Genomic DNA, 23,221 nt, shown 5'->3' with positions numbered 1-23,221 from the left:
TGGCTTGCTCAGGGGCAACCACGCGGGAGTTGGACGGAACAGTTCGGTGGCCCCGGCAACTGTTCCGCCCGGCTGTAGCGGAACTGTTCCGGTGGTTCTACGCCTGGGCGGGCTTGCGCGCGATGATCATCTGGCTCTTGGCGACCACGGCGTCCAGGGCCTGCTTGATGGCCGGGCCGCGCGGCGAGTCGAGCAGCGCCTGCCAGGTCCTGGCCCAGTGTTCGAGGAGGGGATGGTCGGGATTGCCGAAATCGACCTTGGCCTCCCAGAACAGCAGCATCCACAGCGACCAGTAGAAGCCGTAGCGGCTGTGGCTGAGGATTTCCAGGCCGGCTTCGCGCACCAGTGCGGCGAACTGCTCCTCGCCGAGCACGCGGATGTGGTTGGGCTTGCGGAAGTATTCGTCGGCGGCGAAGTCTTTCTGCAGGTCTTCCGACGTGGGATGCGGCACGCTGAGCAGATAGAGTGCGCCGGGCTGGCCGACCCGCACCAGCTCGGCGAGGAACTGCCGCGGATCGTCGACGTGCTCGATGACCTCGGTGGAGACCACCCGGGTGGCCGTGGCGTCAGCCAGGGGCAACGGGTCGCAGTCGCTGACCAGGCATTCCAGTTCGCGGGCCGGGGTATCGGCCAGGCGCTCGCGGGTCCTGGCGATCTTTTCCGCGTCGATGTCGGCGATGATGATGCGAGCGCCGCGCATGGCGCAGAAATGAACGTTGCCGCCGTCGCCGCACCCCACGTCGAGCACGGTGTCCTCGGCGGAAATCGGAAAGCCGCTGAACAGCTCGTCGGTCTCCTGGTTGAACCAGCCGCTGAGCACCGCGTCGCGCAACCCGAGCATGTACGGGTCGACCGGCGCGGGTGCGGGTGGCGCGGCGACGGGCTCGGTGGCGGGGCTGGGCGGCGAGACGATCTTCTTGAGGAAGTTCAGCATGAGGTGGCTCCGGAAGTGGTGGCGACGCGGCGGGCGGCGCTCAGGCGCTTGACCAGGCGGGAGCCCAGGTCGCGGCAGGGGCTCTCGACGAAGCGGTAGTTGAGCTCGCTGAGTACGACGATCAGGACCAGGCTGATGGCGAGCAGCGACAGGGGCCGCTCGCCGGCGTCCCAGCCCAGGCGGAAGCAGAGTTCGCGACTGAGATAGAACGCCGGGATGTGGATCAGGTAGATCGCATAGGAGCGCGCGCCGACCCAGACCAGCAAGCGCTTCAGCGGCCCGTTGGAGAGCAGGTAGTCGCGGTCGTAGGAGGCTATCCACACCAGCAGTCCGCACAATAGCGCGATGGCGCCGATCCGCACGGTGACCAGGCTGTACGCTTCGCTGGCCAGCACGCCCAGGGCCGCGGCCACGGCGGCCAGCAGCAACGGCCCGCTCCAGGCGCGGCCCAGCAGGGTGGGGTTCCAGCGGGCATAGCCAGGCTGCAGGGAGGCGAGGGCGAGCAGTACGCCGATGGCCAGGGCGTCGGTGCGCAATACCATCAGCAGCGGCGTGCGCAGGCTGAAGAACTGGACCAGCACCAGCGCCAGGAGGGCCCAGCCCAGGTAGCGACGCAGGCAGAGGATCAGCAGCGGCAGCAGGAGGTAGAACTGTTCCTCCAGGGAAAGGCTCCAGTAGACGAAGCTGGCACCGTATTCGTAGCGGTAGAAACTGTCGGCGAAGCGGAAGTTGGCGACCTGGAGGAAACCGGCGAGGCTCGCCGCGAGGTTGGCCGACAGGCTGCCGAAGGCTCCGGAGCGGTTCAGCAGCAGGCAACAGGCCAGGATCAGCGCCAGCCACAGCCAGGCCGAGGGCAGCAGGCGGAAGGCGCGGCGGATCCAGAAGTACCGCGCCTGTTCCCAGAATGCCTGGCGTGTGGGCGCCTCGCGCAGTTGCGGGATGAGGGTGCGGGCGATGACGAAGCCGGAGATGGCGAAGAACAGGTCCACGCCCCACCAGAACTGGACGCGCTGGTTGATGCCGTCCAGCAGTGCCGGGGAGCCGCTGAACAGGTTGCCGTGCAGATGGTGGAATACCACGCCGAGCACGGCCAGCCCGCGCAACAGTTCGATGTCGAGGATGCGTTTGCCGCTCATGTCCGCGACGATCCGGGGTCGAGCGGCTTGCGCGCGATGATCACCTGGCTCTTGGGCATGAAATGGTCGAGCAGGTGCTTGATCTCCAGACCGTCGGGACGGGCCAGGAGGTTTTCCCAGAGCCGTGCCCAGTCTTCCATCAGCGCCGGGTAGGGCGGCTGGATACGGTCGCGGACGGCGCCGCCGAGCTCACGGCCGGCGGCCCGTTCGCTGGCCCAGAAGAAGATCATGCCCATCACCCAGAAGAAGCCGCTGGCCTGGCGGTGCTCGATGACCAGCCCGGCGTCCTGCACCAGGCGCGCGAAGTCGTCACGGGAAAAGATGTGGATGTGGTTGGGCGCCCGGAAGTAGTCGGCCGGGGCGATGCCCTGCTGCAGGTGTTCGCCGACCGGGTCCGGCACGCTCAGCAGGTACTGCGCGCCAGGGCGGCCGAGACGCACGAGTTCGGCCATCACCCGCGCTGGGTTGGCCACGTGTTCGAGCACTTCCATGCACACCAGCTTGTCGGCGCAGGCGTCGCGCAGCGGCAGCGGGTCGCTGTCGCTGACCAGGCCGGTGAAGGGCCGCCGGGCCACCGCCTCGACCTGCTGCGCCAGGCTCCGCACCTTGTCCTCCTCGCTGTCGGTGAAGATCACCGAAGCGCCCTGGCGGGCGGCGAAGAGGGTGGCGACGCCTTCGCCGCAGCCGAGATCGAGCAGGGTGTCCTGGGCGCCGATGGCGAAGCCGGCGAGCAGTTCGCCGGTTTCGCTGCGGAACCAGCCATCCAGCACCGCATCGCGCAGACCGCACATGCGTGGCGACACCGGTTCGCTCGCCGCAGCGGGACGGGAACGCCAGCGTTGGAGCAGGGCGCGGATCATGCCGGGATGCTTTGCAAGGCGGAGGGGTCGCCTTGTGCCGCTTCGTCGAGGAAGCGACGCAGGCGCTCCACGGCCAGCTTGCGGCTGCAGAAGCGTTCGAGGCTGGCGCTGGCATGCGCGGACATGCGTGCGTAGCGCTCCGGCTCCTGGCGAGCGACCTCGAAACTGGCCCGGTAGGCCCGGCACAGCGACTCCCAGTCGGTGATGTAGCGCAGCGTGCGGTAGGCCGCGCGCGGGTCGTGGGGCCAGGCGGTGGCTTCTTCCGAGGAGTCGACGATGAAGGCGTTGTCGGCGTCGATGTAGTCGATCATCGCGGTATTGCGCGGAGCCACGGCCGGCTTGCCGCTGGACATGAATTCCATCAGCGGCAGGCATTGGCCTTCGCCGTAGGAGGTGTTCACCACGTAGCTGGTGGCCTCGACCAGCCGCTCGTAGTCCGGGTCGGCGAGGTAGCCGTGGATCAGCACGATGCGGCAGCGGTAGGACTGGTTCTTGTACAGGTGGTGAAGCATGTCGGCCAGCGCTTCGCCGACGTTGTGGTGGGTCAGTTTCAGCACCAGGGTGGCGTCGGGCTCGTCGCGGAAGGTGGCGCAGAACGCGCTGATCATGTCCTGCCAGTTCTTGCGCCCGTCGTAGGGGTTGAACACCGAGGTGTAGATGACCCCGTCGAGGCTCAGCTCGACCTGTTTCGCCGCGCGGTCCGGCAGGGCCAGGACCTCCGCCGACGGCTCGGGGTCGGCATGGACGGCCAGGTCCAGCTGGCGGCTGTCCACCAGCAGGCCGTCCAGGCGCAGGCGCACATCCCGGGCTTCGGGACGGCCCGCCTGCTGCGAGGCGCGGTTGGCGAAGCGATCCCAGACCGGCGCCGGCACGCTCAGTACCGGGTAGTCGCGACCCATGGCGGCGCGCACCACGTCGACCGTGAAGCTGGAGTGGGTGATGGCCCGTCCGCTGTGGCGCAGCACATGTCGCCAGTCGTGGCGCGGTTCGCCGTGCCAGGTTTCGCTGGGGAGGGTGCTGAACTCCCAGGCGAACACCGGGATGGTCGGGCAGGCATGGTGGATCGGCGTGCGATGGGGCGGCGAGAAGGAGAGGAAGACGCAGGGTTCGCCGCGCTTGCGGCAGTCGTGGTAGAGGCGGTCCACCAGTTCGTCGGGATCGCTGACTTCGACCACCTGGCCGATCTCTTCCAGCAGCGGACGGAATTCCTTGAGGACGAAGTAATAGCTGTACTCCGGGCGCCCGAGGTTCTGCCGGATGGTGGTCTTGTTGGTCTCGGAGTGGATGATGATCAGCATGGAACGTTGCCTGTGGCGGTGGCCGCCAGTTCGACGCCGGGCGCAGGGGTTGCCTTGCGGGCGGAAAGGAAGGGTTCCAGGCGCTGGCGGACCACGTCGCCGGCGCAGTAGCCGCGCATGCGTTGGTTGGCCGCGGCGGACAGTTGCCGATAGCGCTCCGGCTGTTCCCGGGCTACCCGGTAGCTCTCCAGGTAGGCCTCCTTCAGGGACTCCCAGCTCGGCCGGTAGCGCCGGGTGCTGTACAACCGGCGCGAATCCTGCGGCCAGGCCGCGGGCTCCTGGCTGGAGCGGACCACGAAGCCCACCTGGGCGTCCATGTAGTCGGCCATCGCCGAATGGTCCGGAGCGATCGCCGGAGTGCCGCAGGACATGAATTCCATCAGCGGCAGGCACAGGCCCTCGCAGCGCGAGGCGTTCACGTAGTAGCTGGCGGCTCCGTACAGGCGGGCGTACTCCGCGGCATCGAGATAGCCGTGCAGGGCGATGACCCGGCAGGCGAATGGCGACAGTTGGGAAAGCAGGGTGAGCAGTTCGACGTGGTAGGTCGTCAGGTCGCTCTGGGTCATCTTCAGCACCAGCGTGGCATCGCTGGTGTCGCGGAATGCCCAGCAGAAGGCGGTGATCAGGTGATGCCAGTTCTTGCGCCCGTCCAGCGGATTGAACACCGAGACGTAGACCACCCCGTCCACGACGACCTGCTGGTGCTGGTCGACGTCCGGCAGCAGCGCCGGCGGATGCTCGGGCTCGGCGGGCGGTATCGGCTCGATGGCCTGGGGCAATGGCTCCGGCAGCGTTTCCAGCGCCGTTGGCGGGGGCGGCAGCGGCCGGCGCAGGTGACGGAACAGCCAGCGGCGTACCGGTATGGGTAGCAGGTCGCTGACGGCTTCCCGGTACCACAGCAGCAGGTAGTGCTTGCTGATGACCAGTCGGCGCCTCCAGTCGAGAGGAACCGGCTCTGGCTCTGGTTCTGGCTCAGGGACCGGTTCGGGCTCGGGCTCGGCGGGCGTCTCGGGGAGGACCTCGAAGATCTCATCCTCGGTCTCTTCCCTGATCGGTGCGATGAGGCCGTCGGCGGAAAGGCCCAGCAGGCGGCTGTCGATGACGCAGCCCTTGAGTTGCAGGGTCTCGCCGGACTTGACCGGATTCCGTTCGCCTTGCTGGCGGATCGCGGCGAAGTCCTCCCAGATCGGCGTCGGCAGCGCCAGCACCGGAAAATCTTCGCCCAGCACCCGGCGAACCGCGCGGGCAGTCTGCTCGGAGAGGGTGATGGCTGCGCCATGGCCGGCCAGGACCTGGCTCCAGTCCTGCGCCGGATCGCCGTCCCACGCCACGTCGGGAATCGACTCGAACTCCCAGGCGACCACGCACAGCATCGGGCATTGCAGGCCCCGCGCCGCCTTGTGCGGCGGGGTGAAGGAGAGGAACAGGCAGTCTTCGCCCTGTTCATGCAGTTGCCGGTAGAGCGGGTCGACTTCGTCCGTGCTCTGTACCAGGTGGACCTGTCCCAGCGATTCGAGGATTGGCCGGTAGGCCTTGAGGACGAAGTAGTAGCTGTATTCGGGGCGACCGAGGTTGTGGCCGATCGAGCGCTCGTTGATATCCGAGTAAAGGATGAAATTCATGGCATCTCGTGATGAAACTGCCCGTTCGACAGCTTGGTGGTGATGAGCGAGGCCAGGCGCTGCTTCGTTGTCCGGAAGCCTTCCCGGCGGACTGGTCGACCCATCGTGTTCTTGTTCTGTTATCGCGACCGCGACCTCTTCGATCAACAGAACAGGAGGCAGTCAAGCACGAAATCGAGAGGCATTCTAAACATACCTTTCGCAAAAACGTGAAGGCTGACGGAGAAAACGTCATGCCGTTCGAATGAGAACCTACCGGTCACGAATAAGCGGTTGAAATCGGCGCATTCTTGGCACAGATTGGAGCGCGATAATCAGAACAACACGCTATCCGGCATGACCTCTTGAACGTCGTATTCCTAGGAAGAGCGTCGCCGAGCGTAGCATCAGATAAAAGGCCCGCTTCCTTGACTCAGCGTCTGTTCGTCACCGGGCTCTCCGGTTTCGTAGGCAAGCATCTTCAAGCTTATCTGGCAGCGGCCCACACGCCGTGGGCGCTCCTTCCCGTACCGCATCGTTACGACCTGCTGGAGCCGGATTCGCTGGGCGACCTCTGGCCGGAGCTGCCGGATGCGGTCATCCACCTGGCCGGGCAGACCTACGTGCCGGAGGCCTTCCGCGATCCTGCGCGGACCCTGCAGATCAACCTCCTTGGCACCCTGAACCTGCTCCAGGCGCTTAAGGCGCGGGGTTTCTCCGGTACCTTCCTGTACATCAGCTCCGGCGACGTCTACGGCCAGGTGGCCGAGGCGGCGTTGCCGATCCACGAGGAACTCATCCCCCACCCGCGCAATCCCTATGCGGTCAGCAAGCTGGCGGCCGAGTCGCTGTGCCTGCAGTGGGGTATCACCGAAGGCTGGCGGGTGCTGGTGGCGCGACCGTTCAACCATATAGGGCCGGGGCAGAAGGACAGCTTCGTGATCGCCAGCGCCGCGCGGCAGATCGCCCGGATGAAGCAGGGCTTGCAGGCCAATCGGCTGGAAGTGGGGGACATCGACGTCAGCCGTGATTTCCTCGATGTCCAGGACGTGCTGTCAGCCTATCTGCGCCTGCTCTCCCACGGCGAGGCGGGCGCCGTCTATAACGTCTGTTCCGGGCAGGAGCAGAAGATTCGCGAGCTGATCGAACTGCTGGCGGACATCGCCCAGGTCGAGCTGGAAATCGTTCAGGACCCTGCCAGGATGCGCCGGGCGGAACAGCGGCGGGTTCGCGGCAGCCATGCGCGACTGCACGACACCACGGGCTGGAAGCCTGAAATAACCATAAAACAGTCCCTGCGGGCGATCCTGTCCGACTGGGAGTCACGGGTACGAGAAGAATGACAAGAAGTGCACTGGTAACTGGGATCACCGGTCAGGACGGAGCGTACCTGGCCAAGCTGCTGCTGGAGAAGGGCTACCGGGTCCACGGCCTGGTGGCGCGGCGCAGCAGCGACACGCGCTGGCGCCTGCGCGAACTGGGGATCGAAGGCGATATCCAGTACGAGGACGGCGACATGGCCGATGCCTGTTCGGTGCAGCGCGCGGTGATCAAGGCGCAGCCGCAGGAGGTCTACAACCTGGCGGCACAGAGCTTCGTCGGGGCCTCCTGGAACCAGCCGGTGACCACCGGCGTCGTCGACGGCCTGGGCGTGACCCACCTGCTCGAGGCGATCCGCCAGTTCAGCCCGGAAACGCGCTTCTACCAGGCTTCCACCAGCGAGATGTTCGGCCTGATCCAGGCCGAGCGCCAGGACGAGAACACGCCCTTCTACCCGCGCAGCCCCTACGGCGTGGCCAAGCTCTATGGCCACTGGATCACCGTCAACTATCGCGAGAGCTTCGGCCTGCACGCCTCCAGCGGCATCCTGTTCAACCACGAATCGCCGCTGCGCGGCATCGAGTTCGTCACGCGCAAGGTTACCGACGCGGTGGCCCGCATCAAGCTCGGCAAGCAGCAGGAATTGCGCCTGGGCAACGTCGACGCCAAGCGCGACTGGGGCTTTGCCGGGGACTACGTCGAAGCCATGTGGCTGATGTTGCAGCAGGACAAGGCCGACGACTACGTGGTGGCCACCGGTGTCACTACCACCGTGCGCGACATGTGCCAGATCGCTTTCGAGCATGTGGGCCTGGACTACCGCGACTTCCTCAAGATCGACCCGGCGTTCTTCCGGCCCGCCGAGGTCGACGTGCTGCTGGGTAATCCGGCCAAGGCCCAGCGTGTGCTCGGCTGGAAGCCCAGGACCAGCCTGGACGAGCTGATCCGGATGATGGTCGAGGCGGACCTGCGACGCGTTTCCCGGGAGTAAGCCATGCTGATTCCCGTGGTGCTTTCCGGCGGCGCCGGTACCCGCCTTTGGCCGGTGTCGCGTGAAGGACAGCCGAAGCCGTTCATGCGCCTGCCCGATGGCCAGACCCTGCTGGGCAAGACCTACCGACGTGCCGCCGGGCTCCTGGCCGGGCATGGCGAAATCGTCACGGTGACCAACCGCGAGCATTACTTCCAGAGCAAGGACCAGTTCCAGGCGGCCCGCCTGGGGCGGCATCGGGGACATTTCATCCTCGAACCGACCGGACGCAACACCGCTCCGGCGATTGCCGTCGCCGCCCTGGCGCTGCAAGCCGAACATGGCGACGCGGCGGTACTGGTGGTGATGCCGGCGGATCACCTGATCCGCAACGAGGAGGCCTTCCGCGAGGCGGTGGGGCATGCCGCGCGTCTCGCCGTCGCCGGGCACCTGGTTACCTTCGGCGTGGTGCCGGACGCAGCGGAAACCGGTTTCGGCTATATCGAGCTGGGCGACCGGCTGGACGAGCAGGGGGCGGCCAAGGTGCGCCGCTTCGTCGAGAAACCCGATGAGGAAACCGCCCGTCGCTACGTGGAAAGTGGCGGTTTCCTGTGGAACTCCGGGATGTTCTGTTTCACGGCCTCGACCCTGGTCGACGAGCTGGCGCAGCATGCCCCGGCCCTGCTGGAGCAGGCCAGGGCCTGCCTGGCCGCCAGTGCGGCGGTGAAGATGGCCGATGGCATCCAGCATGAGCTGGCGTGCGAAGCCTTCGCCGCGCTGCCGGACATTTCCATCGACTATGCGCTGATGGAGCGCTCCGCGCGGGTCGCCGTGGTGCCGGCGGCCTTCGACTGGAGCGATATCGGTTCCTGGGGCGCGATGAGCGCGCTGCTCGACGCGGACGCAGAGGGCAATCGCGGCAGCGGCGACACCCTGTTCGTCGACACCCGTAACACCTTCGTGCAGAGCGACGGGCGCCTGGTCGCCACGGTCGGGGTCGACGACCTGGTCGTGGTGGATACTTCCGATGCGCTGCTGATCGCCCGCGCCGACCGGGTCCAGGAGGTGCGCAGGGTGGTGCAGCGGCTGAAGGACGAGCGGCACGAGGCCTATCGGCTGCATCGGACCGTCAACCGTCCCTGGGGCAGCTATACCGTCCTCGAGGAGGGGCCGCGCTTCAAGATCAAGCGAATCGTGGTCAGGCCGGGAGAGCGCTTGTCGCTGCAGATGCACCATCACCGCAGCGAGCACTGGATCGTGGTGCAAGGCATGGCCAGGGTCACCAATGGCGATGGCGCGCGGCTGGTCAACAGCAACGAGTCGACCTACATTCCCGCGGGCCACCGGCATCGCCTGGAAAACCCGGGGGTCATCGACCTGGTGATGATCGAGGTGCAGAGCGGCGAATACCTGGGAGAGGACGACATCGTCCGCTTCGAGGACCAGTACGGCAGGGTGGTCTGATGCTTCTTGGCTTGTCTCGTTCCTTGTGGGGCTATCGTGGCTTCGTTCTCGGCAGCGTCAAGCGCGAGTTCCAGTCGCGCTACCGCGGGTCGTTGTTCGGCGCGTTGTGGACGGTGCTCAATCCGCTGTCGATGATCGTCGTCTACACGGTGATCTTCTCCCAGGTGATGCGCGCGCGCCTGCCGGGGGTCGACGACGGCCTGGCCTACAGCGTCTATCTCTGCGCCGGCCTGCTGACCTGGGGCCTGTTCGCGGAAATCACCTCGCGCAGCCAGAGCATGTTCATCGAGAACGCCAACCTGCTGAAGAAGATCAGCTTCCCGCGCATCTGCCTGCCGGTCATCGTACTGCTCAACGCCGGGGTCAATTTCGCCATCATCCTCGCCTTGTTCCTCGGCTTTCTCGCCCTCAGCGGGCGCCTGCCGGGCGCGGCATTGCTCGCGCTGGTGCCGCTGCTGGCGATCCAGGTGCTGTTCGCGGCGGGACTGGGGATGATCCTCGGGGTGCTCAACGTGTTCTTCCGCGACGTCGGCCAGTTGTTCGGCATCTGCCTGCAGTTCTGGTTCTGGCTGACGCCGATCGTCTATCCGATCGGCATCCTGCCCGAGGGTATCCGCTCGCTGATCGAACTCAACCCGATGACCGCGCTGATGCGCAGCTACCAGCAGCTGTTCCTCCACGGGCAATGGCCGGACTGGCCTTCATTGCTGCCGATCACCCTGCTGGCGCTGCTGCTGTGCGCGCTCGGCCTGCGTCTGTTCCGCCAGCGGGTCGGCGAAATGGTGGATGAACTCTGATGGGACAGATACGCGTATCCGGCCTCGGCAAGGCCTACAAGCAGTATCCCAATCGCTGGAGCCGGTTGTTCGAATGGCTGGTGCCTTTCAGTCCTTCGCGCCACCACCTGCACTGGATCCTGCGCGAGGTCGAGTTCACCATCGAGCCGGGCGAAGCGGTCGGCATCGTCGGGGTCAACGGCGCCGGCAAGAGCACCTTGCTGAAGATGATCGCCGGCACCACCCAGCCGACCTGCGGCGAGATCCGCGTGGCCGGCCGGGTCGCCGCGCTGCTCGAGCTGGGCATGGGCTTCCACCCGGACTTCACCGGCCGGCAGAACGTCTTCATGGCCGGGCAACTGCTGGGCATGCAGGTCGAGGAAATCCAGGCGCTGATGCCGGATATCGAGGCCTTCGCCGAAATCGGCGAGGCCATCGAGCAACCGGTGCGCACCTACTCCAGCGGCATGCAGATGCGCCTGGCGTTCAGCGTGGCGACTGCCCGGCGGCCGGACATCCTGATCGTCGACGAGGCCCTGTCGGTCGGCGATGCCTATTTCCAGCACAAGAGCTTCGAGCGCATCCGCAGTTTCCGCAAGGCCGGCACCACCCTGCTGATCGTCTCCCACGACCGCTCGGCGATCCAGTCCATCTGCGACTCCGCGATCCTCCTGGAGCAGGGACGGATGGCCATGCGCGGGCGGCCGGAAGAGGTGATGGACTACTACAACGCCCTGCTCGCCGAGCGCGAGGGGCAGACCGTGCGCCAGGAAATGCTCGCCGACGGCCAGGTGCGGACGATTTCCGGCACCGGCGAGGCAGCGATCCTCGACGTACGGATGGTCGACCAGCGGCAGCGTGCGCTGGAGGTGGTCGAGGTAGGCCAGGCGGTGACGCTGGAAGTCGAAGTCGAGGTTCGCCAGGACATCGAGCGGCTGATCCTCGGCTTCATGATCAAGGACCGCCTCGGCCAGCCGATGTACGGGATCAATACCCACCGCCTGGACAAGGCCCTCACCGACCTGAAGGCCGGCGAGCGCATCACCTACCGCTTCGCCTTCGACATGCGCCTGGGCAAGGGGCACTACTCGGTGGCGCTGAGCCTGTCGCGGCTGGACTCGCACCTGGACCGCAACTTCGAATGGCGCGACTACGGCCTGGTCTTCCATGTCATCAACAACCGCCAGGAAGACTTCGTCGGTTGCTCCTGGCTGGGCGCCGAAACCCATATCAGCCGCTCCGGCGAGGCGGCTCTGGACCCCACTTCCGCGGAGAGCACTCCATGACGCGTCTGTTGGTCGAATGCACCTATGTGTTCGAGCATCCCAAGGTCAATTCCGGTATTCAGCGGGTGGTGCGCAACGTCATCCGCGAGTTGCCGGAAGCCGACGAGACGGTGGAGTGCATCCCGGTGGCAATGCTCGACGGCACCCTGTATCAGGTCCACAGCCTGGCGCCGCTGGACCCACGGCCGCATTCGCCGCTGGTACGCCTGCGCATCCTGGTGGAGCGAGCCGCCAACTACTTCTGGCTGGGCCAGCGCACCCTGGAACAGCGCCGCCCGTTCCGTTCCTCGCCGTGGGCCCGGCGCCTTCTCTATGTAGCCTGCCGCCTGTTCGCCTTCGCCTTCCTCAGCATTCCGCTGCGCCTGCTCGACCGCATCCTCGGCAAGCAGCAGCCTGCACCCGTGCGCGCGACCCCGCTCGAACATCGGGCCGGCGACCAACTGGTCTTGCTGGACTCCTCCTGGCACGCCGATTTCTTCCCGCTGGCGGAACGCCTCAAGAGCGAGGGCGTGGGCATCGTCTCGGTGATCTACGACCTGATTCCCCTGACCCATCCGCAATTCTGCGATGCCGGCCTGGTCAAGGTGTTCAACCACTGGTTCGACTGGATCGCGGCCACCGCCGACGGCTACGTCGCGATTTCCGAGACCATCCGCGACGAAGTGCGCGCGGAGATGCTGCGGCGCATCGGCCCGGAGAAGGTCGCGCAACGCTGGTTCGATTATTTCCACCTGGGTTCGGAGCTGGACCTGGTGGAGGACGGCGCCTCCGTCGAGCCCGATCTGCTGCGCATGTTCAAGGCCAAGGCGCCGGTATTCCTGATGGTCAGCACCATCGAGCCGCGGAAGAACCACGGTTACCTGCTGGATGCCTTCGAGCGTGCCTGGGCCCAGGGTTCGCAGGCGCGGTTGTGCATCGCCGGACGCATCGGCTGGAAGTGCGAGGCGCTGGTGGAACGGGTGCGGCAGCATCCGGAGCTGAACAAGCGCCTGTTCATGTTCAACGACCTCTCCGACAAGAGCCTGGAGTACGCATACTCCCATGCCGCATCGCTGGTCTTCCCGTCCTATGTGGAAGGTTTCGGCCTGCCGCTGGTGGAGGCCATGCAGCGCGGCCTGCCGGCGATGGGCAGCGACATCCCGGTGTTCCGCGAGATCGGCGGCGAATTCATGGCCTACTTCGACCTCGCCGATCCGCAGACCCTGGCGAACCTGGTCACCCGCTTCGAAGCCACGGGCGAGTTCCCGGCCGAGCGACCGGTCGGCGAATGGCGCTGGATCGGCTGGCACGAAGCGAGTCGGCAACTGATCGCGCGGATCCTGCTCGCCCTCGGCAAGGCCCCGACGCATGGCGAGGCAGTACATGCGGATTGCGGTTAACGCGCGGATTCTCCAGGCGCCGCGGACCGGCATCGGACATTACCTGGTCGAGTTGTTGGGCGCGTTGCAGGCGCACGCGGACTTCGAGTTTTCCCTGTTCCATGGCTGGGGCTGGAGCGGCGACCTGCCGGCGGCGGCGCTGCCCGGCTATTCGCGTCTGTCGCCCTGGCTGCGCAACCTGCCTGGAGCCTACCGGGCACGACGCTGGCTGGAGCAGCGGCGTTTCGATAGCGGTCGGCCGCCGGTCGATCTCTACCATGAGCCCAGTCTCTGGCCGCTGGACTTCGACGGGCCGATGCTGATGACCCTGCACGACCTGACCCACCTGCATTATCCGGCGACGCAACCCGCCGCCCGCTTGCGCGAAATAGAACGCCGGCTGGCGCGCGGGATGGAAAAGGCGCGGTTGATCCTGACCGACTCGCAGGCGATCGCCGACGAGGCGCAGGCGTATTTCGGCCTGCCGCGCGAGCGCTTCGTGGTGGCGCCCCTCGGCCATGCCGCGCGGTTCCGTCCGCGGGACCGGGAGTCCCTGCGCGAGCCCTTGCGCGCGCATGGCCTGGTGCCGCGCGGGTATTTCCTCTGCGTAGGAACCCTCGAACCGCGCAAGAACCTGTCGCTGGCCCTGCGCGCCCATGGGCAACTGCCGGCGGCGGTCCGCCAGCGTTTTCCGCTGATGATCGTCGGCATGCCGGGATGGGAAAGTCGCTCGCTCGACGACGAACTGCGCCAGGCGCTGGCTTCGGGAACGGTGCGGCTGCTCGGCTACCTGCCGGACGAGCGGGTCGCCGAGTTGATGTCGGGCGCTCGGGCGCTGGTCTTCCCCTCGATCTACGAAGGCTTCGGCCTGCCTGTGCTGGAAGCCATGGCCAGCGGCACGCCAGTATTGCTCACGCGACTCTCCGCAATGCCGGAGGTGGCCGGCGAGGCGGGCAGCTATATTGACCCGGATGATGCCAATGGGCTATCTGACATGCTGGTCCGCATGACCGAGGATACCGTCTACTGGGAGTGCTGCCGGGAAGCCGGCCTGCGACGGGCGGAGCAGTTTTCCTGGAAGCGTTGCGCGAATCTCACCGCTGCAGCCTATCGTCGTGCCGTGGAGGGCTGAATGCGGGTACTGCACTTCTACAAGACCTACCTGAGCGAAACGGTAGGCGGGATCGAACAGGTGATCTTCCAGCTTTGCGAGAGCAGCGGGTCGTGGGGGATCGACAACCACGTCCTGACCCTGAGCAGCGACCCGCATCCGCCTGTCGTGCCCTTCGGCGGACATGTGGTGCATCGCGCCAGGCTCGACCTGCAGCTCGCTTCCACCGGGTTTTCCCTGAGCGTGTTCAAGCAGTTCCGCGAGCTGGCGGCGGAGGCGGACGTGGTCAACTACCACTTCCCCTGGCCGTTCATGGACCTGGTGCATTTCCTCACCGGTATGAACAAGCCGAGCGTGGTCACCTACCATTCGGACATCATCCGCCAGCGCGTCCTGTTGAAACTGTACCGGCCGCTGATGGGGCGCTTCCTTCATAGCGTCGATCGGATCGCGGTGGCGTCGCCCAACTACTTCAGCACCAGCGACGTGCTCCGCCAGTACCGGGAAAAGACCCGGGTGATCACCTACGGCCTGGACAAGGCCTGCTACCCGAAGCCTGCGGCACAGCGTCTGGAGCACTGGCGAGAGAAACTCGGGCCGCGGTTCTTCCTGTTCGTCGGGGTGATGCGCTACTACAAGGGCCTGCATATCCTGCTGGATGCGTTGCAGGGCACCGATTACCCGGTGGTGATCGTCGGTGCCGGGCCGTTGCAGGCCGAGCTGTATGCCCAGGCCGCGGCGCTGGGGTTGCGCAACGTGCACTTCCTCGGGCGGGTGGACGACGAGGACAAGGTCGCCCTGCTGCAACTCAGCTACGCCATGGTCTTTCCGTCGCACCTGCGTTCCGAGGCGTTCGGCATTTCCCTGCTGGAGGGTGCGATGTACGGCAAGCCGATGATCTCCAGCGAGATCGGCACCGGCACCAGCTACATCAATATCCATGGCGAGACCGGCCTGGTCGTGCCGCCCAGCCAGCCGGCCGCGTTTCGCCAAGCGATGCGCTGGCTCTGGGAGCATCCGCAGCAGGCGGAGGATATGGGCAGGAACGCGGAGGCCCGCTATCGGCAACTGTTCACCGCCGAAGAGATGGGGCGTCGCTGGAGCGAGCTGTACCGTGAACTGCTGGAGGAAAAGGCTTCTTCCAGATACGTGAAGGCCGCTCGGTAAGGAGCGGCCTACGGTACAGTTCAGGCTGGGCCGAACCGGGGCGTTACAGTATCGCTTAGCGCCAGAACGGCTTGTTCAGCTCGGCGTAGCGCTGGGCTTCGCTGATGCCGGCGTCGGCGAGCAGGCGGGAGTCCAGACGGGCCAGCTGGCGACGGCTCTGGATGCGGCGCTGCCACAGTTTCATGGTGCCCAGCAGGCTGCTGCTGCGGCGGTTGGAGCGAGCGATGTCGAAAGTGTTGGAACCGAGGGTACGTTCCATGATGTGTCGATCCTTCCCACTTGTGGTGGGTAGTCAGGTTGCTAGTGATTAACTGAGCAATATGATCTGACTAACAGGTCAACAAGAATAGGAACAGTTGCGGAGAATTGCGTTGGATCACCGGGGTGTGTTTCCGAACTGTATGGGTTGTTTCGGTGCGTAACTGTACCGCTCTGCACCGTCATGGTGCGTTACCGAAAGAAACAACGAAGTGTTACAGCAGGAAAAGCGGAAGGGCTGGGTAGGCGTGTTGCGATGGCGGCAAGAGAAAAGGCCGCCGAAATATGTTTTTACGTGGTTTTTTCTGCCCTGTCCAGACGCCCGGAAGAATTAGTCGTCCGGGCGCTGGGAATAGTTGCGGATGAAACGGTTCAGCCTCAGCCGGCCAGCATGTGTCCGCGTTCTTCCAGGTTCAGGTGCCAGGCCAGCGCCTCGCGCAACAGATGCGGCGTGTGGCCGCCTTTCGCGCAAGCCGCCTCGAAGTAGTCCAGCAGCGGTGCCTGGTAGGACGGGTGGACACAGTTCTCGATGATCACCCGGGCCCGTTCGCGAGGCGCCAGGCCGCGCAAGTCGGCGAGGCCCTGCTCGGTGACGAGGATGTCGACGTCGTGCTCGGTGTGGTCGACGTGGCTGACCATCGGCACCACGCTGGAAATGTTGCCGCCCTTGGCGATCGACTTGGTGACGAAGATCGCCAGGTGCGCGTTGCGGGCGAAGTCGCCGGAGCCGCCGATGCCGTTCATCATCTTGGTGCCGCCGACGTGGGTCGAGTTGACGTTGCCGTAGATGTCGAACTCCAGCGCCGTATTGATGCCGATGATGCCCAGGCGACGGACCACCTCGGGGTGGTTGGAGATTTCCTGCGGGCGCAGCACCAGCTTGTCCTTGTAGCGCTCCAGGTTACCGAACACGTCGGCGTTGCGCCGCGGCGACAGGGTGATCGAGCTGCCCGAGGCGAAGCGCAGCTTGCCGGCGTCGATCAGGTCGAAGGTCGAGTCCTGCAGCACTTCGGAGTACATGGTCAGGTTCTCGAACGGCGACTCGATCAGGCCGCACATCACCGCGTTGGCGATGCTGCCGATACCGGCCTGCAGCGGGCCGAGGCTGTTGCTCATGCGCCCGGCGTCGACCTCGCGCTTGAAGAAATCGATCAGGTGGTTGGCGATGGCCTGGGTCTCGCCGTCCGGCGGCAGCACGGTGGATGGCGAGTCCGGCTGGTCGTTGATGACGATGGCGACGATCTTCTCCGGCGGGATCGGGATCGCCGTGCTGCCGATGCGGTCGTCGACGCGGGTCAGCGGGATCGGCGTGCGGGTCGGCCGGTAGGTCGGGATATAGATGTCGTGCAGGCCTTCCAGGTTGGTGCTGTGGGCCAGGTTGATCTCGACGATGACCTGCTTGGCGAAGATCGCGAAGCTCGCCGAGTTGCCCACCGAGGTGGTCGGCACGATGTGGCCCTGCTCGGTGATCGCGGCGGCTTCGATGACGGCGATGTCCGGCAGCTTCAGCTGGTGGTTGCGCAACTGCTCGACGGTTTCCGAGAGGTGCTGGTCGATGAACATCACTTCGCCGGCGTTGATCGCCTTGCGCAGGGTGCTGTCGACCTGGAACGGCATGCGCCGGGCGAGCACGCCGGCCTCGGTGAGCTGCTTGTCGAGGTCGTTGCCGAGGCTGGCGCCGGTCATCAGGCTGATACGCAGCGGACGTTCCTTGGCGCGCATGGCCAGCGCCTGGGGTACGGCCTTGGCCTCGCCGGCGCGGGTGAAACCGCTCATGCCGACGGTCATGCCGTCCTGGATCAGGTCGGCGGCTTCGGCCGCACTCATCACCTTGTCGAGCAGGGAGGGCAGGCGCACGCGATCACGGTACATGGAACGAACCTCAGACGACGAATTATTAGAGGCCGCCAGTCTAGGGTTTCCGCGATTTTTCGCCTTTATACCAAGGTCGAAGCGCCATTCAGCGGGCTTATGGGCGGATTGCCAGGACCACCACGCCCGCTGTCACCAGGGCTACGCCGAGCCATTGGCGCAGGTCCAGGCGTTCGCCGAGGAAGGCCACGCCGAGCAGTGCCACCAGCACCACGCTGAACTTGTCCAGCGGCGCCACCAGCGACGCCGGGCCGAGCTTGAGGGCGCGGAAATAGCAGATCCAGGAGGCACCGGTGGCCAGCCCGGAGAGCACCAGGAACAGCCAGCTGCGCGGCAGGATGCTGCCCGGGGCCTGGAACTTGCCCAGGACCGCGAGGATGCCGCCGAGGGTGACGAGGATCACCAGGGTGCGGATGAAGGTGGCGAAGTCCGAATCGACCCGGTCGAGGCCGATCTTGGCGAAGATCGCGGTCAGCGCGGCGAACAGCGCCGAAAGCAGTGCCCAGAAGGCCCAGGATGCCAGCATGTCGTCCTCCTCCGGGCCTTCTCCACGGGCTGCGCCGCTACAGGGCTTCCAGCTTGGCGTAGCCGAGCATCAGCCACTTGCTGCCTTCGCTCTCGAAATTCACCTGCACCCGGGCCTGGGCGCCGGCGCCTTCGAAGTTGAGGATAGTCCCTTCGCCGAACAGCGCGTGGCGCACCCGCTGGCCGAGGGAGAAGGGCGTCTCCGGCACCCCGGCGCCGCTGAAGAGGTTGCCGCCGGCACTGCGCGAGGTGCCGCCGTAGGGGCGGCTGACGGTATTGGACAGGCGCACTTCCTGGATCAGCGCCGGCGGGATCTCGCGGATGAAGCGCGAAACCTTGTTGTAGGTCTCGCTACCGTAGAGCCGGCGGGTCTCCGCGTAGGTCAGGACCAGTCGCTGCATGGCGCGGGTGACGCCGACGTAGGCCAGGCGGCGTTCCTCTTCCAGGCGGCCGGATTCCTCCAGGCTCATCTTGTGCGGGAACAGCCCTTCCTCCATGCCGACCAGGAACACCAGCGGGAACTCCAGGCCCTTGGCGCTGTGCAGGGTCATCAGCTGGACACTGTCCTCGTGGGCGTCGGCCTGGGTTTCCCCGGCCTCCAGGGAGGCGTGGCTGAGGAAGGCCTGCAGCGGGGTGAGGTCTTCCTCTTCCTCGCTGTTCTCGAAGGCGCGGGCGGCGCTGACCAGTTCCTCGAGGTTCTCCACCCGGGCCTGGCCTTTCTCGCCTTTTTCTTCCTTGTGGTAGCTGATCAGTCCGGACTGCTCGATCACCGTCTGGGTCATCAGGTGCAGCGGCATGTCCATGACCTTCGCCGAAAGATTCTCGATCAGCTCGACGAAGCCGGTCAGGGCGCTGGCGGCGCGGCCGGGCAGGACCTTGTTGGCGATCATCAGGCGGATCGCCTCCCACATCGACACATCGTTGCCGCGGGCGAATTCGCGGATGCTCTCCACGGTCTTCTCGCCGATGCCGCGTGCCGGCACGTTGACCACCCGTTCCAGCGCCGCGTCGTTGCCGCGGCCGTCGAGCAGGCGCAGGTAGGCCATGGCGTTCTTGATTTCGGCACGCTCGAAGAAGCGCTGGCCGCCGTAGATGCGGTAGGGAATCTTCTCCCGCAGCAGGGCTTCCTCCAGCACCCGCGACTGGGCGTTGGAGCGGTAGAGGATGGCGATCTCGCTGCGCGCCAGGCCGCCCTTGAGCGCGCTCTCGATCGATTCGACCACGTAGCGCGCCTCGTCGTGCTCGTTGAACGCGGCGTACAGGCTCAGCGACTCGCCGTCCTCGCCGTCGGTCCACAACTCCTTGCCCAGGCGTCCCTGGTTGTTGGCGATCAGGGCGTTGGCGGCCTTGAGGATCGACGCGGTGGAACGGTAGTTCTGCTCCAGGCGGATCACCTCGGCGTCGGCGAAGTCGTCGCTGAACTGTTGGATGTTCTCGATCCGTGCGCCACGCCAGCCGTAGATCGACTGGTCGTCGTCACCGACCACCATCAGGCTGTCGCCGCCCTTGGCAAGAATCCGCAGCCAGGCGTATTGCACGGCGTTGGTGTCCTGGAACTCGTCCACCAGGATATGGCGGAAGCGCCGCTGGTAGTGCTCGAGCACGCCGGGATGGTCGCGCCAGAGGTCCAGGGCGCGCAGCAGCAGCTCGGAGAAGTCGATCACCCCGGCGCGGGCGCAGGCCGCCTCGTAGGCTTCGTAGATCTTCAGCATGGTGGCGAGGAACAGGTCGCCGCCGGGCTGGATGTGTTGCGGCCGCAGGCCCTCGTCCTTCTGCCCGTTGATGAACCACTGGGCCTGGCGCGCCGGCCAGCGCTGCTCGTCGAGGCCGAGTTCGCGGATCACCCGCTTGACCAGGCGTTGCTGGTCGTCGCTGTCGAGGATCTGGAAGTTCTCGCTCAGCCCGGCCTCGCGCCAGTGCGCGCGCAGCAGGCGATGGGCGAGGCCGTGGAAGGTGCCGACCCACATGCCCGCCGGATTGATCCCGAGCAACTGCTCGATGCGGTGGCGCATCTCCGCCGCCGCCTTGTTGGTGAAGGTCACCGACAGGATGCTGTAGGGCGAGGCGTGCTCGACCTGGATCAGCCAGGCGATCCGGTGCACCAGCACGCGGGTCTTGCCCGAGCCGGCGCCGGCGAGGACCAGTTGGCGGCCCAGCGGCGCGGCCACGGCCTGGCGCTGCGGGTCGTTGAGGGAGTTCAGCAGGAGGGAGAGGTCGTCGTTCATCGCGGCATTCTACCGGGGCGGGGAAAAGCCGGGCAAACCGGGCCGCCATTCGGCGCAGGCCGGCGCAGCGTCGGGCCTGGCTGCGGAAAAATGCTCTATCCCGGCCTTGGGCAGCCTGCCCCTGCTCGGTTATGCTCCGGCCACTTCAAGGCAAACCACTACAAGAACAAGCGCCTATGACCGTCCATGTCGAGCCCTTGGCGCTGCCGGGCGGCAGCACCGATGTACTGCGGCTCTACGCCCGCGAAATCGCCATCGAGCGTACCCGGCTCCTTTATCTCGGCTCGCGCACGCCGACCCTGCTCATGCTGCTCGGCGGCGTGACCAGCGCCTGCCTGGTGTGGGGCAAGGTCAGCAGCTGGCTGCTCGGCGGCTGGCTGGTCTGGCTGGTGTTGCTCGCCGTCCTGCGCCTGCTGCAGGTCGCCGCCTTCCAGCAGGCCGACAGCCGTCGCCAGGCCAGCCGCCACTGGCGGCGGACCTTCCTGTGCGGCGCCGGCGCCTCGGGCCTGACCCTGGCGTTCGCGGTGATCATGCTGGTCCCGGCCGATGCCTTCCTCCAGCAGGTGCTGGTGTTCGGCCTGGTGGCGGCGGCGATCCTCTCCGCCAGCGTCGCCTATGCGGTGAGCCTGCCGGCCTTCCTCACCTTCGCCTTGCCGGGCCTGCTGCCATCCATCGTTTTCCTGCTGTTGCAGCCGCATAGCCTGTTGCAGGGCTGGGGCGTGCTCGGCCTGATCCTGCTGGTGGCGCTGCTGGTGGTCGCCGGGCAGATCCACCGGCTGGTGCAGGGCGCGCTGCTGCGACGCTTCCAGACCCAGGCGCTGAACCTGCACCTGGAACGCGTCAACGCCGAGGCCGAAGCGCTCAATCGCAAGCTCGCCCAGGAGGTCGGCCAGCGGCGCCTGGTCGAACGCGAGCTGCGCGCCGCCCGCGACGCCTTGCAGCGCCGGGTGGAGGCGCGCACCGAGGAGCTTGGCGCGACCAGCCAGGCGCTCAGCCAGAGCGAGGCGCGCCTGGCCATGGCCCTGGAGGCCAGCGAACTGGGGTTGTGGGACTGGGACCTGGAGAGCGGCCGGGTCCAGCATTCCTATCTCGAGGCGGTCTTCAGCGACGCCGGGGACGGTCCCGAGGACTATCGCAGGCTGATCGAAAGCATCCACCCCGGCGACCTGCCGCGCATCCGTCGCGCCCTCGCCGAACATCTCAAGGGGCGCAGCGAGCTATACCGGGTGGAGTACCGCGTGCGCGACCGGGAGGGCGGCTGGCGCTGGCTGGAGGATCGTGGCCGGGCCATGGCTCGCGACCCGCGGGGACGGGTGACGCGGATGCTCGGCACGCGCAGCGACATCAGCGCGCGCAAGCGCCTGGAAGAGCAGCAGCAACTGGCCGCGACAGTGTTCGAGGCGGCCAGCGAGAGCATCGTGATCCTCGATCCGGCCTACAACCTGCTGGCGGTCAACCAGGCCTTCAGTCGCATCACCGGCTATCGCCGCGAGGACGTGGTCGGGCGCAACGCCAGCCTGCTGGTGAATACCCCCGAGGCCCAGCGCCACTACCGGCAGATCCGCGCCGAGCTGCGCCAGCACGGGCAGTGGCAGGGCGAACTGGTGGATACGCGGAAGAATGGCGATCCCTATCCCCAATGGCTGCAGCTCAACCTGCTGCGCGACGGCAATGGCGAGGCGACCCACATCGTCGGTTTCTTCACCGATCTCAGTGCCCGCCGCGACGTCGAGGAGCGCCTGCGTCACCTGCTGCACTACGACGAACTGACCGGCCTGGCCAACCGCCGGTTGTTCCGCGAGCGGCTGCACGAGGCGGCCCAGCGGGCGCGCCAGGAGGAGGGCGGGCTGGCCCTGCTGCTGATCGACCTGGACCGCTTCAAGCTGCTCAACGACAGCCTCGGCCACGAGGTCGCCGACCAGTTGCTCAGGGAGATGGCCCAGCGCCTGCGGCGCACCGCGCCGGAAGCCAACACCCTGGCGCGTCTGGCCGGCGACGAGTTCGCCATTCTCCTCGATGGCGGCACCGGCACCGCGGCCCTGTCGCGCCTGGCTGAACGCCTGCTGGTCCAGTTGCGCCAGCCGGTGAGCGTGCTCGGCCACGAGCTGATCCTCGGCGCCTCGCTGGGGATCAGCCTGTTTTCCGAGCAGGCACGGGAAATCTCCGTGCTGATGAGCCAGGCGAACCTGGCGATGCAACATGCCAAGCAACTCGGCGGCAATACCTTCCAGTTCTTCCGCGACAACCTGCAGGACAGCACCCTCGAACGCCTGCGCCTGGAAACCCGGTTGCGCAAGGCGGTCGAGGAGGGCCAGCTGGACGTGCATTACCAGCCCAAGCTGTGCCTGGCCAGCGGCTGCGCGGACTCGGTCGAGGCGCTGGTGCGCTGGCACCATCCGGAGGAGGGCATGATCCCGCCGTCGACCTTCATCGGCCTCGCCGAGGAGTGCGGGTTGATCGGCGAGATCGGTGAATTCGTCCTGCGCCGGGCCTGCCTGCAGGCCGCCGAGTGGAGCCAGCGGGGCCTGAACCTGCGGGTCTCGGTGAACCTCTCGGTCCACCAGTTGCGCCAGGGCGACCTGCTCGACGTAGTGCGCTCGGCGCTGGCCGACAGCGGCCTGCCGGCGGCGCAACTGGAGCTGGAGTTGACCGAAAGCCAGTGGCTGGACGCCCTCGATAGTGTCCTGGCGACCTTCCGCCAGTTGCGCGAGATGGGGGTGAAGCTATCGGTCGACGACTTCGGCACCGGCTATTCCTCGCTCAGCTACCTGAAGCGCCTGCCGCTGGACTACCTGAAGATCGACCAGTCGTTCGTCCGCGACCTGACCCAGAACAGCGAGGATGCGGCGATCATCCGGGCGATCATCGCCATGGCCCACAGCCTCGACCTGAAGGTGGTCGCCGAAGGCGTGGAAACCATCGAACAGCGGGACTTCCTGGTGGCCCAGCGTTGCGACGAGCTGCAGGGCTACCTGATCGGCCGGCCGTTGCCGGCCCATGCCCTGGAGGAAGGTTTGCGCCAGGCTCGTTGAACGCGATCCGGCGGAGTATGCTGTAGCA

At 66.4% G+C, this 23,221-nt stretch carries 18 protein-coding genes; 9 read left to right on the top strand and 9 right to left on the bottom strand.

The features are described 5' to 3' along the window. Nucleotides 1–97 precede the first annotated feature (97 nt). From AC1RB9_RS28620 to AC1RB9_RS28600, 5 genes are read right to left on the bottom strand one after another with little or no spacing between them, the layout of a single operon-like run. Complete coding sequence (locus tag AC1RB9_RS28620) at nucleotides 98–934, bottom strand: class I SAM-dependent methyltransferase (protein ID WP_003458287.1); 837 nt, start codon at nucleotides 932–934, stop codon at nucleotides 98–100. Continuing rightward, nucleotides 928–2,070, bottom strand: coding sequence for an acyltransferase family protein (locus AC1RB9_RS28615; protein WP_003146824.1), 1,143 nt, complete (start codon nucleotides 2,068–2,070; stop codon nucleotides 928–930). The genes AC1RB9_RS28620 and AC1RB9_RS28615 overlap by 7 nt, the downstream gene beginning before the upstream one ends. After that, nucleotides 2,067–2,930: a class I SAM-dependent methyltransferase gene (locus AC1RB9_RS28610; protein ID WP_003114110.1), complete on the bottom strand. Its 864-nt coding sequence runs from the start codon at nucleotides 2,928–2,930 to the stop codon at nucleotides 2,067–2,069. The genes AC1RB9_RS28615 and AC1RB9_RS28610 overlap by 4 nt, the downstream gene beginning before the upstream one ends. Continuing rightward, nucleotides 2,927–4,228 (bottom strand): glycosyltransferase, encoded by a 1,302-nt coding sequence (locus AC1RB9_RS28605; protein ID WP_003161107.1) that lies wholly within the window; start codon nucleotides 4,226–4,228, stop codon nucleotides 2,927–2,929. The genes AC1RB9_RS28610 and AC1RB9_RS28605 overlap by 4 nt, the downstream gene beginning before the upstream one ends. Further along, nucleotides 4,222–5,850, bottom strand: coding sequence for a glycosyltransferase (locus AC1RB9_RS28600; protein ID WP_003458274.1), 1,629 nt, complete (start codon nucleotides 5,848–5,850; stop codon nucleotides 4,222–4,224). Before AC1RB9_RS28600 ends, AC1RB9_RS28605 begins: the two co-directional genes overlap by 7 nt. A gap of 407 nt (nucleotides 5,851–6,257) precedes the next feature. On the opposite strand from AC1RB9_RS28600, the gene rmd reads away from it, so the two are divergent. Genes rmd through wbpZ form a run of 8 tightly spaced genes read left to right on the top strand, consistent with a single transcriptional unit; the run spans nucleotide 6,258 to nucleotide 15,281 of the window. Next, on the top strand, nucleotides 6,258–7,172 hold the full coding sequence (rmd, locus tag AC1RB9_RS28595) for a GDP-6-deoxy-D-mannose reductase (protein WP_003114107.1): 915 nt from the start codon (nucleotides 6,258–6,260) through the stop codon (nucleotides 7,170–7,172). Further along, nucleotides 7,169–8,140 (top strand): GDP-mannose 4,6-dehydratase, encoded by a 972-nt coding sequence (gene gmd, locus AC1RB9_RS28590; protein WP_003096890.1) that lies wholly within the window; start codon nucleotides 7,169–7,171, stop codon nucleotides 8,138–8,140. Before rmd ends, gmd begins: the two co-directional genes overlap by 4 nt. A 3-nt stretch (nucleotides 8,141–8,143) precedes the next feature. Further along, nucleotides 8,144–9,583, top strand: coding sequence for a mannose-1-phosphate guanylyltransferase/mannose-6-phosphate isomerase (locus tag AC1RB9_RS28585; protein ID WP_003458272.1), 1,440 nt, complete (start codon nucleotides 8,144–8,146; stop codon nucleotides 9,581–9,583). Beyond that, a complete protein-coding gene (locus tag AC1RB9_RS28580) occupies nucleotides 9,583–10,380 on the top strand; it encodes an ABC transporter permease (protein ID WP_003096887.1) in 798 nt (265 codons plus the stop codon). Before AC1RB9_RS28585 ends, AC1RB9_RS28580 begins: the two co-directional genes overlap by 1 nt. Continuing rightward, complete coding sequence (locus AC1RB9_RS28575; protein ID WP_003102571.1) at nucleotides 10,380–11,645, top strand: ABC transporter ATP-binding protein; 1,266 nt, start codon at nucleotides 10,380–10,382, stop codon at nucleotides 11,643–11,645. The genes AC1RB9_RS28580 and AC1RB9_RS28575 overlap by 1 nt, the downstream gene beginning before the upstream one ends. Continuing rightward, the gene (locus AC1RB9_RS28570) at nucleotides 11,642–13,024 is read left to right on the top strand and encodes a glycosyltransferase family 4 protein (RefSeq protein WP_003458268.1); all 1,383 of its coding nucleotides are present in this window, start codon (nucleotides 11,642–11,644) and stop codon (nucleotides 13,022–13,024) included. Before AC1RB9_RS28575 ends, AC1RB9_RS28570 begins: the two co-directional genes overlap by 4 nt. Then, the gene (locus AC1RB9_RS28565) at nucleotides 13,008–14,135 is read left to right on the top strand and encodes a glycosyltransferase family 4 protein (RefSeq protein ID WP_003102573.1); all 1,128 of its coding nucleotides are present in this window, start codon (nucleotides 13,008–13,010) and stop codon (nucleotides 14,133–14,135) included. The genes AC1RB9_RS28570 and AC1RB9_RS28565 overlap by 17 nt, the downstream gene beginning before the upstream one ends. Beyond that, a complete protein-coding gene (gene wbpZ / locus AC1RB9_RS28560; protein WP_003458263.1) occupies nucleotides 14,136–15,281 on the top strand; it encodes a D-rhamnosyltransferase WbpZ in 1,146 nt (381 codons plus the stop codon). It begins immediately after the preceding gene. Nucleotides 15,282–15,336: 55 nt separating this feature from the next. Here wbpZ and AC1RB9_RS28555 read toward each other — a convergent pair whose 3' ends face one another. The 4 genes from AC1RB9_RS28555 to uvrD form a co-directional block, all read right to left on the bottom strand. After that, on the bottom strand, nucleotides 15,337–15,540 hold the full coding sequence (locus tag AC1RB9_RS28555; RefSeq protein ID WP_003096877.1) for a DUF1127 domain-containing protein: 204 nt from the start codon (nucleotides 15,538–15,540) through the stop codon (nucleotides 15,337–15,339). Between the two features lie 377 nt (nucleotides 15,541–15,917). Further along, nucleotides 15,918–17,411: an acetyl-CoA hydrolase/transferase family protein gene (locus AC1RB9_RS28550; protein ID WP_003096875.1), complete on the bottom strand. Its 1,494-nt coding sequence runs from the start codon at nucleotides 17,409–17,411 to the stop codon at nucleotides 15,918–15,920. Between the two features lie 97 nt (nucleotides 17,412–17,508). Beyond that, complete coding sequence (locus AC1RB9_RS28545; protein WP_003114104.1) at nucleotides 17,509–17,937, bottom strand: EamA family transporter; 429 nt, start codon at nucleotides 17,935–17,937, stop codon at nucleotides 17,509–17,511. A gap of 37 nt (nucleotides 17,938–17,974) precedes the next feature. Continuing rightward, complete coding sequence (gene uvrD, locus AC1RB9_RS28540) at nucleotides 17,975–20,161, bottom strand: DNA helicase II (RefSeq protein ID WP_003096872.1); 2,187 nt, start codon at nucleotides 20,159–20,161, stop codon at nucleotides 17,975–17,977. Between the two features lie 176 nt (nucleotides 20,162–20,337). Between uvrD and AC1RB9_RS28535 the strand changes: the two genes are divergently transcribed. Beyond that, complete coding sequence (locus AC1RB9_RS28535) at nucleotides 20,338–23,193, top strand: putative bifunctional diguanylate cyclase/phosphodiesterase (RefSeq protein ID WP_003458259.1); 2,856 nt, start codon at nucleotides 20,338–20,340, stop codon at nucleotides 23,191–23,193. Nucleotides 23,194–23,221: the final 28 nt, after the last annotated feature.

This window comes from Pseudomonas sp. 20-5 (assembly GCF_056782835.1).
Note: the sequence above shows the minus strand (reverse complement) of the source record. Positions and strands in the feature narration are given on the sequence as shown.